Source organism: Streptomyces sp. A1136, from assembly GCF_004795055.1.
Lineage (GTDB): Bacteria > Actinomycetota > Actinomycetes > Streptomycetales > Streptomycetaceae > Streptomyces.
This window is the reverse complement of the sequence record NZ_SSBJ01000001.1, coordinates 105189-116795: the sequence shown is the minus strand read 5'-3', so window position 1 is coordinate 116795 and position 11607 is coordinate 105189. Positions and strand designations below refer to the sequence as shown.

Here is an 11607-nt window from a genome sequence, read left to right as displayed (position 1 = left end):
CGTACGACCCCCGTGCCACCGCGCGACCGGCCGACCCCTCTTGACGCCCCCTCGCGCCGGGGAGACGCTCCCGGATCTCGCCCGTATCCGAACGGGCGGTCGCACACTGGGGGGCGGGCATGCCGCAGGAGTCCGTGCGGACGGCGGGGGAGCTGCGCACGCGGCTCGCGGAGCGGGCGGCACGCTGGTCCGTCAGCGAGCACCTCGCCGACGAGGAGCCGGTCCCGCGCCCCTCCCTCGGCCTGGACCCGGCCTCGCGCCCGACGACCGCCGCCGCGGCGGGGACCGTCGATCTGCGCGCACTGATCGGCCGCGCGAGCGGCAATCCCCACCTCACCCGGCGCAGGGCGGCGCACGGCCTGCTGCCCGGGAGCCGGGAGTCGGCCGCGACGCTTGCGACCGCCGTGGACTGGCGGGAGCGATGGGGGTGGCGCTGGATCACCCGGGTCAAGGACCAGAACCCGTGCGCGTCCGGCTGGGCCTTCGCGGCGGCCGGCCTGGTGGAGTCCATGGCCCGGATCGAGCACCACGTGTGGGCCGTGCGCTCCGAGGGTGACCTGCGCGACGGGCTGCGGCTGACGTGTGGGCAGGCCTCGGACCCGGAGACCGCGCTCGACTGGATCCGCGACAACGGCGGCCTCGCCGACCCCGACTGCCGTCCGTACACCACTCCGCCCCCCGGCCTGCCCCCCGAGCGGCGCGACGCCTGGGGTTCCGAGTACACGCCGAGCTGGGACCGGTCGGGCCGGACCGTACGGATCGGCGACTACGTGCGGCTCGGTGACGTCCGCCAGCAGAAGGTCTGGCTCGACACGGTCGGCCCGCTCACCGCCTGCCTCGACGTGTACGAGGACTTCTTCGGGCTCGGGTCCGGCGTGTACCACCGCGTCGACGGCCGACTGGTGGGCGGGCACTGCGTGTTGATCGTCGGCTACGACGACGCGGCGGGCTGCTGGCTCTTCAAGAACTCCTGGGGCACCCGCCACCACGCCGACGGCTACGGGCGGATCGCGTACGGCGAGGCGCGCGTCGACCACTGGGCCAAGTGCGGACTGAGCGACACCAACATCGACCCGTGGAGCAAACGCCGGCTGCACGCGGGCAACGTCTACGAGAGCGGCAACGGTCGCGCCCACCGCAACTTCGAGCTGGCGGCGCCGACGGGCGACGGCGGGCTTCGGCACTGGTGGCGCGAGGGCGAGCCCCCCTTCGCGTGGAGCCCGGGCAAGACCTTCGCGCACGACGCCTCGGGCCGGCCCGCCTTCACCGGCTCCACCTACAACCGGAACATGGAGTCCCTGCACGTCACCACCGGCGGCCGGCTGCGCCATTGGTACTACGAGCAGTCCGGCGGGGCCTGGCGCGACGGCGGCGCCTTCGGCCCGGGCGACGCGGCGATCGGCTCGACCCCGGCCCTCATCCAGAGCGACTACGGAAAGCCCGGCAACTTCGAGGTGGTGGTGCGCACCGCCGACGGACGCCTGAACCACTGGTGGCGTATCAACGGCGCGCCGTGGACCTGGAACGACGGCGGCCGGTTCGCCTCCGGGATCGCCCATTACGGGCCCGCCCTCGTCCAGACCCGCTCCCGCCGGCTCGAACTCGTCGCGACGCGCACCGACGGCCGGATGCAGCTGTGGTGGCGCGACGACCGCGACCACTTCGCCTGGCATTCGGGCGAGGTCTTCGGCAGTGCGATCACCTCCGCGCCGTGTCTGATCGAGGGCCAGTACGGGGCCCGCGACGAGGAGACCGTCGGGAACTACGAGCTGTGCGTGGCGGGGGCGGGAGGCCGGGTCGAGCACTGGTGGCGCGCGAACGCGGGCGGCGGGGCATGGGTGCGCGGCGCGGTCTTCGGGCGGGACGCCCTCGCCGTCACGGGGATGCTCCAGGGCAGCTTCGGGTTCGACCTGGAGGTGATCGTCCTGCGCACCGACGGCCTGCTCCAGCACTACCGGCGCGACGGTTCGGGGTGGCACACCGGACCGGTGATCGGCCCGGCCTGACGCGGGCTCCCCGAAACGCCCCGAGACGCGCGAGACGCCCCGACGAGGCCGGGCGGACGGTCGACGCGGCCCGGTGGTCCGGTGGTCCGCATCCTGGACGGACGAGTCCCTTGTATTACTCATGTATCTATCCTGTGCGCATGACCTCCGCGCCCCCTGCCGTGACCGCCGCCGACCGCGTCTACCACCACGTCAAACAGGGGGTGCTCGGCCGCCGCTACGAGGGCGGCGTCCTGCTCACGGAGGGCGAGGTGGCCGAAGCCGTCGGGGTGTCCCGCACGCCGGTGCGCGAGGCACTGCTGCGCCTGGAGACCGAGGGGCTGCTGAAGCTGTACCCGAAGAAGGGCGCGCTGGTCCTGCCCGTCTCCGCGCAGGAGATCGCCGACGTCATCGAAACCCGTCTGCTGGTCGAGGAGTTCACCGTCCGCAAGGCCGTACCCGCCCCGCCCGGCCTGCCGGAGCGGCTCGCCGCGCTCATCGAGGAGCAGCGCCGGCACGCCGAGGAGGGGGACCTGGTCGCGCTGATGGCCGCCGACCGGGCCTTCCACGCGGAGATCGTGCGCAGCGCCGGTAACGCCATCCTGGACCGGCTCTACGACCAGCTCCGTGACCGGCAGCTGCGGATGGGCGTGGCCCTGCTGCACGCCCACCCCGAGCGGGTGGAGCGGACGCTGGCCGAGCACGCCGAGATCCTGGACGCCCTGCGCGCCGGGGAGCCCGAGACGGCCGCCGCCGCCGTACGGGCGCACGTGGGCCGGGTCGAGGCGCTGGTGCGGGGGGCCGGCCGATGAGCCTGCCCGCGCAGCCCTCGCGGCCGCCCCTCGATCCCCCCGGCGGTCGCCGGGCCCTCGCCGTCTGGGCGATCGGCGTCGCCGTGTACTTCGTCGCGGTGATCTTCCGGACCAGCCTGGGCGTGGCCGGGTTGGACGCCGCCGACCGCTTCCGGGTCGGTGCGTCGGCGCTCGCCACCTTCTCCCTCCTCCAACTGCTGGTCTACGCGGGCATGCAGATACCCGTGGGGCTGATGGTGGACCGGCTCGGCACCAAGCGGGTGCTGACGCTCGGGGCGACGCTGTTCACCGTCGGACAGCTGGGGTTCGCGCTGGCGCCCTCCTACGGCACGGCGCTGGCCGCGCGCGCCCTGCTGGGCTGCGGTGACGCGATGACCTTCATCTCCGTGCTGCGGCTCGGCACCCGCTGGTTCCCGGCGCGCCGGGGACCGCTGATGGCGCAGTTGGCCGGGCTGGTGGGCATGGCGGGCAACCTCGTCTCCACGCTGGTGCTGGCGCCGGTGCTGCACGGGGTCGGCTGGGTGCCGGCCTTCGCGGGGAGTTCGGTGGCGGGCCTCGTCGTCATGGTGCCGCTGGTGCTGTTCCTGCGGGACCACCCGGAGGGGCACGCGCCGCCGCCCGTCGCGCGCGCCGCCGGAGGCGGGTTCGTACGCCGTCAGATCGCCGATTCCTGGCGGCAGCCCGGTACCAGGCTCGGGCTGTGGGTGCACTTCACGACGCAGTTCCCGGCGATGGTGTTCCTGCTGCTGTGGGGGATGCCGTTCCTGGTCGAGGCGCAGGGGCTGACGCGGACCACCGCGGGCGGGCTGATGACGCTGATCGTCGTCGCGAACATGGGGTTCGGGCTGCTGTACGGCCAGCTCGTCGGCCGCCGTCAGGCCGCGCGGATACCACTGGCGCTCGGCACGGTCGCGGTCACCGCCGCGCTGTGGGGCGCGGTGCTCGCCTACCCCGGCGAGCGGGCGCCGATGTGGCTGCTGACCGCGCTGTGCGTGGTGCTGGGGACCTGCGGACCGGCCTCGATGATCGGCTTCGACTTCGCCCGCCCGGCCAACCCGGCGGAGCGCCAGGGGACCGCCTCGGGTATCACCAACATGGGTGGTTTCCTCGCGTCCATGACGACGCTGCTGGCGGTGGGCGTCCTGCTCGACGCCACCGGGGACGACTACCGGATCGCCTTCTCGTCGGTCTTCTTCCTGGAGGTGCTCGGCGTCACCCGGATACTGCGGCTGCGCCCCGCCGCCCTCGCCCGCGAACGGCTCCCGCTCGCGACCGTGCCCGACCCCGACCAGGTCACCCCGGCCCGCGCCCGCACCTGACGGGCGACCCGGGCGACCCCGGGTACGGGGTGCGCCGCGCCGTATCCGGGGCCGTATGCGGCGCGGGGCGGGCGGGTCCGGTTCCGGGTGCCTACGGGGTCACGGCGAAGTGCGCCAGGATCGCGTCCGCCAAGGCGTGGTCGCCCTCGACCTTCACCCGGTCCGCGACGGTGCGCGGCCGAACCCGCCCCGCCGCGAGCCGCACGTACGTCTCCCAGTCCATGGCCAGGGTCACCGCCGGACCCAGCGAGGGTGCCTTGTCCAGGGTTCCCCGGCCCTGCGCGTCCACCCGCACGGTCCGCATGAACTCCAGCTCCCCGTGCACGTCGAGCACCACGGCCGAGTTCGGGGGCGCGCCCGCCTCCTTCGCCACCACCTTCGGCAGCCCGGCCAGCAGGATGTCCCGCGCCACGTGGGCGCCCGGCGAGTCCAGGTTCCCCGGCACGCCCAGCGCCGTCCGCAGGTCCTGCTCGTGGATCCACACGTCGAACGCCCGCAGCCGCAGCGCGAACTCCAGCGTCACCTGGTCGCCCAGCGGCCCCCGCACCAGCGCGTCCGGCTCCCGCTTCTCGTTGCGCAACTGCCGCTGTCGCCGAATGACGGTGTACTCCAGCTCGGAGGTCATCTCCGGGGCGGTGTGGTGACGCCGCACGTCAACCTGCACCTCCATGTACCGGGTGAACTCGTCCACCACGTGGCGCAGGTCGCGCGGCAGCGTGTGGATCGGCCGCGGATCGCCGAGCTGCTCGCACTCGATGCCGATGATGTGTGACACCACGTCACGTACGGACCAGCCGGGGCAGGGGGTCGCCCGGTTCCACTCGCCCTCGGTCAGGGGGAGGACCAGCTCGGATATCGCCTCGATGGAATGGGTCCACGCGTCGGCGTAGGGCTGAAGGCTGGGATGGACGGTCAACGGGACCCCTCGCGTGCTGTTCAGTGGCGCGTTGTGGACTGTGCCCAAAACTACGCTGCCGGTGAGCGCCCCGGCAGTGCTTTCGTGTGACGATCGTAGGCCCGAGCTGACGGACACAATGCAAGGACGGTGGTAGTGTGCGCGCCTCTCTGATCCAAGTCGCCGTGAGCGACGGCGAGTCGGTCGCCTCCCGACGGGCCCGGGTGGCCGATCTCGTACGGGAGCAGTCCGCCGCCGACCTCGTCGTGCTGCCGGAACTGTGGACGGTCGGGGCCTTCGCCTACGAGCAGTTCGAGACCGAGGCGGAGCCGCTGGACGGCCCGACGTACGAGGCGATGTCCAAGGCCGCGAGCGACGCCGGGGTCTGGCTCCACGCGGGCTCGGTCGTGGAGCGCGCCGGTGACGGCTCCCTCTACAACACGGCGCTGGTCGTCTCCCCGGCCGGCGAGCTCGCGGCCAGCTACCGCAAGATCCACCGCTTCGGCTTCGACCAGGGCGAGGCCGTGCTGATGGCCGCCGGGGACACCCTGACCACGGTGAACCTGCCGGAGCAGACGCTCGGCATCGCCACCTGCTACGACCTGCGGTTCCCCGAGATGTTCCGCGGCCTGGTCGACGCGGGGGCGACGACGATGGTCGTGGCCGCGGGCTGGCCGGCCCGGCGCAGGGCCCACTGGACGCTGCTCAACAGGGCGCGGGCCGTGGAGGACCAGGTGTACGTTCTGGCCTGCGGCCTCGCCGGCACCCACGCGGGCGTCGAGCAGGCCGGACACAGCCTCGTGGTGGACCCGTGGGGCGAGGTGCTCGCGGAAGCCGGGCCGGGCGAGGACGTCCTCACGGTGGAACTCGACCCGGCGAAGGTCGCGCAGACGCGGGAGCAGTTCCCGGCGCTGAAGGACCGCCGGCTCGGACGCTGAGACGACGGTTGGCCGCCCGGGCGGCGGGTACACGTGCGGCGACGACGCAAGGACCGGCACAAGGACCGGCACAAGGGGGAGGGCCTCATGTCCGAGGAGACCGACGCCATGGTCGAGGCCGCGCTGGAGCCGCACGAACCGACCCCGGGCGAGGTCGCGGCCCGCGACCGGGTGCGCGCCGAGGCCACCGGCATGACCCACCACCAGGCCGCCGCCGCCCTGGACCGGGCCCTGCACGCCGTCGGCGACGCGGCCGGCGCCGACGCCCCCACCCGCGCCGCTCTCGCCGAATGGCAGCGGATCACCGACCTCCTCGTCGACCACGGCGGCCCGTACACCCCCGAGGCCGATCCCTACGCGCAGGGCCAGTTGAGCGCGCGCCACCGTTGACGCGGTCACCGCGCCCACAATCGCTCCCACCGGACTACCGCTCCTCCCGCTCCTTCTCGGCCATCCGGATCACGCACACCGCGACCGCGATCAGCAGCGCCGCGTCCGCCTCCTCCCGTACCACGTCCACCGCGTAGGTGTCGCGTACCCGGTACCACTGGCGGGAGACCAGCGCGAGCAGCTCGCCGTCGTACTCGATCTTGAACTCGCGGTCGAGGAGGCGCCCGCTGACGTCAAGCCCGGTGCCCTCGGCCAAGGTGACGAGGTAGTGGTTGCGCAGCAGGGAGAGCCGCTTCTTGCGGATCACCGCGAGCCGGCGGTCGTCCCGCTCCAGGGTCATCGCGTCCCGGAAGGAGAGCCACTTCTCCCGCAGGGTGATCAGGACGCGGCCGTCGCGGTCCTTGAGCTCCAGCGTGTCGCGCAGGCGCAGGGCCTTGCCGTCGACGAGGTAGGCCTGCCGGCCGTCCTCGTCCTCGATCCAGTAGTCGTCCCCGATGGCCAGTACTTTGTCCCGTACGAGGTATTTCATGGCGTGATCCGTGCCCGCGATAGGTTGCCGCCATGCCTCTGCTCTATGTCACCGACCTGACGTACCCGGCGCGCGGTCGCCGCTATTGCGACGAGGACATATTCCTCACCGGGCGCCTGCGCGGACACTTCCCGCTGGCTCTGTGCCACCCGCGCGACGCCGTGGCCCTGATGGGCGGCTTCGACGCGGTGGTCGTGCGCAACAGCGGCCCGGTCCTGCACTACCAGGAGGCCTACGACGCCTTCCGCGCCGCCGCCCGCGCCACGGGCGCCCGCGTCTACAACCCGCTGACCGGCCGCGGTGACATGGCGGGCAAGCAGTACCTGACGGACCTGACGGCGGCCGGCTATCCCGTCATCCCGACCGTCGACGACCCGGCGCGGCTGCACCTGCTGCCCGAGGTTCCGCAGTACGCGGTCAAGCCCAAACAGGGCGCGGACTCCATCGGCCTCACCTTCACCGCCGACCCCTCCACCGCCGAGCCGGGGCGCTCCCTGATCCAACCGCGGATCGACTTCGCGTACGAGGTGTCGTTCTACTTCGTGGACGACGCCTTCCAGTACGCCCTCTACGCCCCGGACCCGGAGCGCCGCTGGGAGCTGGAGCCCTACGCCCCGACCCCGGCCGACCTGGCCTTCGCCCGCACCTTCGTCGAGTGGAACACCCTCGCGCACGGCATCCAGCGCGTGGACGCCTGCCGCGCCCCCTCCGGCGACCTCCTCCTGGTCGAGCTGGAGGACCTCAACCCCTACCTCTCCCTCCACCTCGTCCCGACCGAGGTCCAGGACGCCTTCGTCACCGCCCTCGCCCGCTCCCTGGACTCCTTCCTGTCCTAGAGCTCGCCGGTGTCGAGGTCCAAGTCGAACGGCTCCGGCAGCCGCACGGCCGTCCCGAACGGATGCGGCCCGTCGACCTTCGCGTAACCGAGCCGCCCGGGCTCGGAGAACAGGGTGACGGTCTTGTCCAACCGGTCGACCAGCAGGTAGAGCGGCGCGCCGTACTCGGCGTACCGCTTGCGCTTGACGACGCGGTCGGTCTCGGCGTTGGACTCCGAGGTCACTTCGACGATCAGCAGGGTCTGGTCGGGGAGGAGGGACGAACCGCCGCGCGCGAGGTGATCGGGTACGACCGCCACGTCAGGGACGTACCAATTGGGCGATCTCGGCAGGTCGAGATTGCCCGAGCCTTCGACACAGCCGAGCTCATCCACCCGTCGTTCGATCTGGCGGCGGACGATCTTCGCGGTCCGTTCGTGGTCCCAGCTGGGCGTCACGTTGCTGATGACCCCTTCAATGATCTCGGTGCGGTCGCCGCTGTGGTGCTGGATGGCGTACTTCAGGGCACGCTCGGGGTCGATGCCTTCGCCGTAGTCGTGCGCGGTGGTCATGCCGGACGCCTCCTTCGATGCCTGCGGCCAGCCTGTCACGGCGGCCCGCCGAGCGGCGTCACCCCTGGGGGTACAGCTGGACGGGGATGGCAAGCTTGAAGGATGAACGATGCTGCCCCGGCGCCCACCCCCGCGCCCGCGCCCCGCCGTGCCCGTGTCCGCGCCCCCGAGCTGATCGGCAAGGGCGGCTGGCTGAACACCGGTGGGAAGGACCTGACGCTCGCCGACTTCCGAGGTCGCGTACTGATCTTGGACTTTTGGACCTTCTGCTGCATCAACTGCCTCCACGTCCTGGACGAGCTGCGCGAGTTGGAGGAGAAGCACCGCGACACCGTGGTGATCGTCGGCGTGCACTCGCCGAAGTTCGCGCACGAGGCCGAGCACGCGGCCGTCGTGGACGCCGTCGAGCGGTACGAGGTGCACCACCCCGTCCTGGACGACCCCGAGCTGGCCACCTGGAAGCAGTACGCCGTACGCGCCTGGCCGACGCTCGTGGTGATCGACCCCGAGGGTTACGTCGTGGCCCAGCACGCCGGCGAGGGCCACGCGCACGCCATCGAGCGGCTGGTGGAGGAGCTGGAGGCCGAGCACGCGGCCAAGGGGACGCTGCGGCGCGGCGACGGGCCGTACGTCGCCCCCGAGCCCGTGGCGAGCGACCTGCGGTTCCCCGGGAAGGCGCTGCTGCTGCCCTCGGGGAACTTCCTGGTGTCGGACTCCACCCGGCACCAGCTGGTGGAGATCGGGGCGGACGGGGAGAGCGTCGTCCGGCGCGTCGGCAGCGGTGAGCGCGGTTTCACCGCCGACGCCTTCAGCGAGCCGCAGGGGCTGGCACTGCTGCCCGACGGCCGGGTCGTCGTCGCCGACACCGTCAACCACGCGCTGCGCACCTACGACCCCGCCACCGGGGCCGTCGAGACCGTCGCCGGGACGGGCCGCCAGTGGTGGCAGGGTTCGGCCACGTCCGGGCCCGCCCTCGACGTCGACCTGTCCTCGCCGTGGGACGTGGCGTGGTGGCAGGGCAGGGTGTGGATCGCCATGGCGGGCGTGCACCAGCTGTGGACCTGGGACCCCGCCGCGGAGACCGTCGCCGTCGCCGCCGGCACGACCAACGAGGGGCTCGTGGACGGGCCCGCCGCCGAGGCGTGGTTCGCGCAGCCGTCCGGGCTGGCCGCGACCGAGGACCGGCTGTGGGTCGCCGACTCCGAGACCAGCGCCCTGCGCTACCTGGAGGCGGAGGGCGAGGGGTACGTCGTACGGACCGCCGTGGGCACCGGACTCTTCGACTTCGGCCACCGCGACGGAGACGCGGCCGAGGCCCTGCTCCAGCACCCCCTCGGGGTGACCGCGCTGCCCGACGGCTCGGTCGCGGTCTGCGACACCTACAACCACGCGCTGCGCCGCTTCGACCCGGCGACGGGCGAGGTCTCCACCCTCGCCACCGACCTGCGCGAGCCGAGCGACGCCGTCCTGGTCGACGGGGACATCGTGGTGGTGGAGTCGGCCCGGCACCGCCTGACGCGGCTGCGGCTGCCCGAGGAGGCGGTACGGGTCGACGCGGTCGCCCACCGTACGCGGCGCGCCGCGACCGAGGTCGCGCCCGGCACGCTCCGGCTCGACGTGGTCTTCCAGGCGCCGAGCGGGCAGAAGCTCGACACCCGCTACGGGCCCTCCACCCGCCTGCTGGTCTCCTCGACCCCGCCCGAGCTGCTGGCGGCGGGCGAAGGCGCAGGCACGGACCTCTTCCGGGAGCTGGCGCTGAACCCGGCCGTCACCGAGGGCGTCCTGCACGTCTCCGCGATGGCCGCGTCCTGCGACGACGACCCGGCCAACGAGTACCCGGCCTGCCACGTCCACCAGCAGGACTGGGGCGTCCCGGTGACCGTCACCGCCGACGGGACCACCCGCCTCCCCCTCGTCCTCGCCGGAATGGACGCCTAGCGGGAATGGACGCCCAGCCGGAACGCGCCGGCCGGAACGGACGCACAGGGCCGGGCGCACTCCCGTCCCGCGGACACCGCGGGACGGGAGCCGCCCGGCTCAGGGGTTCGGCGGTCAGCCCTCCAGGAAGGCGACCAAGGCGTTGGCGAGCAGGAACGGGTCGTCCGCCCCGCACAGTTCGCGGGCGCTGTGCATCGACAGGATCGCCACGCCGATGTCCACTGTCTGGATGCCGTGCCGGGCGGCCGTGATGGGGCCGATCGTCGTGCCGCAGGGCATGGAGTTGTTGGAGACGAAGGTCTGCCACGGCACCCCCGCCCGCTCGCAGGCCGCCGCGAACACCGCGCGCCCGCTGCCGTCGGTGGCGTACCGCTGGTTGACGTTGACCTTGAGGATCGGGCCGCCGTTGGCGCGCGGGTGGTGCGTCGGGTCGTGCCGCTCACCGTAGTTGGGGTGCACGGCGTGGCCCGTGTCCGAGGACAGGCAGACGGTGCCCGCGAAGGCGCGCGCCCGGTCCTCGTAGGAGCCGCCGCGCGCGAAGACAGAACGTTCCAGCACGTTGCCCAGCAGCGGGCCGTCGGCGCCGGTGTCGGACTGCGAGCCGTTCTCCTCGTGGTCGAAGGCGGCCAGCACGGGGATGTGGTCGAGCTTCCCGGCCCCGGAGACGGCCGCCAGCGCCGCGACACCCGCGTGCACCGACAGCAGGTTGTCCATGCGCGGTCCGGCGAGCAGCTCGCGGTCGCGGCCCAGGTAGGCGGGCGGCTCGATCGAGTGGACCATCAGGTCCCAGCCGGCCACCGCGCCCTGGGGCAGGCCCTCTTCCTCCTCCAGGAACGCGATCAGGTCGCCTTCCTGGACCTCGCCCAGACCCCAGATCGGCTGCATGTGACGCTGCTTGTCGAGCTTGAGCCCGTCGGAGTTCACCGACCGGTCCAGGTGCACCGCGAGTTGAGGAACGCGCAGTAGGGCCCGGTCCACGTTCACCAGGCGCTCGGTGCCGTCCCGCAGCGTCAGCCGGCCGGCCAGGCCGAGGTCGCGGTCCAGCCAGGTGTTGAGCAGCGTCCCGCCGTAGATCTCGACCGCGATCTGGCGCCAGCCCTGTGACCCGGTGTCGGGGGCGGGCTTGACGCGCAGGTTGGGGGAGTCGGTGTGCGCGCCGATGATGCGGAACGGGGTGTGGGCGGCGGCGCCTTCCGGCACGTACCAGGCGATGATCGCACCGCCGCGGAGCACGAACCTGCCCCCGGTGCCCGAGTCCCAGGCGTCCGTTTCCGACAACTGCCTGAAGCCTGCCTTTTCCAGCCGCTCGGCCGCGTTGGCGACGGCATGGTACGGCGACGGACTGGCCGTCAGGAAGGCCATCAGGTCGTCGGTGTGGCCGCGGTCGAAGTGGGCGGGAGAGGTCATGTGGTTC

Annotated in this window: 11 protein-coding genes; 7 read left to right on the top strand and 4 right to left on the bottom strand. The window is 72.8% G+C overall.

Features of this window, described 5'->3' with window-relative positions; translation table 11 throughout:
• Positions 1–119: 119 nt before the first annotated feature.
• The 3 genes from E6R62_RS00575 (at position 120) to E6R62_RS00565 (ending at position 4116) form a co-directional block, all read left to right on the top strand.
• Positions 120–2006 carry a C1 family peptidase gene (locus E6R62_RS00575; RefSeq protein WP_136210205.1) on the top strand — a complete coding sequence of 629 codons (1887 nt, stop codon included), beginning with the start codon at positions 120–122 and terminating at the stop codon, positions 2004–2006.
• Positions 2007–2146: 140 nt separating this feature from the next.
• A complete protein-coding gene (locus E6R62_RS00570) occupies positions 2147–2797 on the top strand; it encodes a GntR family transcriptional regulator (protein WP_136210203.1) in 651 nt (216 codons plus the stop codon).
• Complete coding sequence (locus E6R62_RS00565) at positions 2794–4116, top strand: nitrate/nitrite transporter (protein ID WP_136210201.1); 1323 nt, start codon at positions 2794–2796, stop codon at positions 4114–4116. The genes E6R62_RS00570 and E6R62_RS00565 overlap by 4 nt, the downstream gene beginning before the upstream one ends.
• 91 nt (positions 4117–4207) lie before the next feature.
• Here E6R62_RS00565 and E6R62_RS00560 read toward each other — a convergent pair whose 3' ends face one another.
• Positions 4208–5032: a maleylpyruvate isomerase family mycothiol-dependent enzyme gene (locus E6R62_RS00560; RefSeq protein WP_136210199.1), complete on the bottom strand. Its 825-nt coding sequence runs from the start codon at positions 5030–5032 to the stop codon at positions 4208–4210.
• Between the two features lie 137 nt (positions 5033–5169).
• On the opposite strand from E6R62_RS00560, the gene E6R62_RS00555 reads away from it, so the two are divergent.
• Complete coding sequence (locus tag E6R62_RS00555; protein WP_136210197.1) at positions 5170–5949, top strand: carbon-nitrogen family hydrolase; 780 nt, start codon at positions 5170–5172, stop codon at positions 5947–5949.
• An 87-nt stretch (positions 5950–6036) separates the two neighbouring features.
• Positions 6037–6339 carry a hypothetical protein gene (locus E6R62_RS00550; protein WP_136210195.1) on the top strand — a complete coding sequence of 101 codons (303 nt, stop codon included), beginning with the start codon at positions 6037–6039 and terminating at the stop codon, positions 6337–6339.
• A 34-nt stretch (positions 6340–6373) separates the two neighbouring features.
• Here E6R62_RS00550 and E6R62_RS00545 read toward each other — a convergent pair whose 3' ends face one another.
• Complete coding sequence (locus E6R62_RS00545) at positions 6374–6868, bottom strand: LURP-one-related/scramblase family protein (RefSeq protein WP_136210193.1); 495 nt, start codon at positions 6866–6868, stop codon at positions 6374–6376.
• 32 nt (positions 6869–6900) lie between these two features.
• Here E6R62_RS00545 and E6R62_RS00540 point away from each other — a divergent pair, with 32 nt between their 5' ends.
• Positions 6901–7704: a hypothetical protein gene (locus E6R62_RS00540; RefSeq protein ID WP_136210191.1), complete on the top strand. Its 804-nt coding sequence runs from the start codon at positions 6901–6903 to the stop codon at positions 7702–7704.
• On the opposite strand, the gene E6R62_RS00535 is transcribed toward E6R62_RS00540, so the two are convergent.
• Positions 7701–8255 carry a Uma2 family endonuclease gene (locus tag E6R62_RS00535; protein ID WP_136210189.1) on the bottom strand — a complete coding sequence of 185 codons (555 nt, stop codon included), beginning with the start codon at positions 8253–8255 and terminating at the stop codon, positions 7701–7703. The genes E6R62_RS00540 and E6R62_RS00535 overlap by 4 nt on opposite strands.
• A gap of 102 nt (positions 8256–8357) precedes the next feature.
• On the opposite strand from E6R62_RS00535, the gene E6R62_RS00530 reads away from it, so the two are divergent.
• Positions 8358–10193, top strand: a complete 1836-nt coding sequence (locus E6R62_RS00530; protein ID WP_136210187.1) for an NHL domain-containing thioredoxin family protein — start codon at positions 8358–8360, stop codon at positions 10191–10193.
• Between the two features lie 114 nt (positions 10194–10307).
• Here the strand turns inward: E6R62_RS00530 and E6R62_RS00525 are convergent, their stop codons facing one another.
• Positions 10308–11600: a M18 family aminopeptidase gene (locus tag E6R62_RS00525; RefSeq protein ID WP_136210185.1), complete on the bottom strand. Its 1293-nt coding sequence runs from the start codon at positions 11598–11600 to the stop codon at positions 10308–10310.
• Positions 11601–11607 lie beyond the last annotated feature (7 nt).

Coding starts and splice junctions, on each gene's coding strand:
- E6R62_RS00565 (WP_136210201.1), top strand. CDS start 2,794: ATGAGCCTGCCCGCGCAGCCCTCGCGGCCGCCCCTCGATCCCCCCGGC.
- E6R62_RS00545 (WP_136210193.1), bottom strand. CDS start 6,868: ATGAAATACCTCGTACGGGACAAAGTACTGGCCATCGGGGACGACTAC.
- E6R62_RS00570 (WP_136210203.1), top strand. CDS start 2,147: ATGACCTCCGCGCCCCCTGCCGTGACCGCCGCCGACCGCGTCTACCAC.
- E6R62_RS00540 (WP_136210191.1), top strand. CDS start 6,901: ATGCCTCTGCTCTATGTCACCGACCTGACGTACCCGGCGCGCGGTCGC.
- E6R62_RS00530 (WP_136210187.1), top strand. CDS start 8,358: ATGAACGATGCTGCCCCGGCGCCCACCCCCGCGCCCGCGCCCCGCCGT.
- E6R62_RS00535 (WP_136210189.1), bottom strand. CDS start 8,255: ATGACCACCGCGCACGACTACGGCGAAGGCATCGACCCCGAGCGTGCC.
- E6R62_RS00525 (WP_136210185.1), bottom strand. CDS start 11,600: ATGACCTCTCCCGCCCACTTCGACCGCGGCCACACCGACGACCTGATG.
- E6R62_RS00575 (WP_136210205.1), top strand. CDS start 120: ATGCCGCAGGAGTCCGTGCGGACGGCGGGGGAGCTGCGCACGCGGCTC.
- E6R62_RS00550 (WP_136210195.1), top strand. CDS start 6,037: ATGTCCGAGGAGACCGACGCCATGGTCGAGGCCGCGCTGGAGCCGCAC.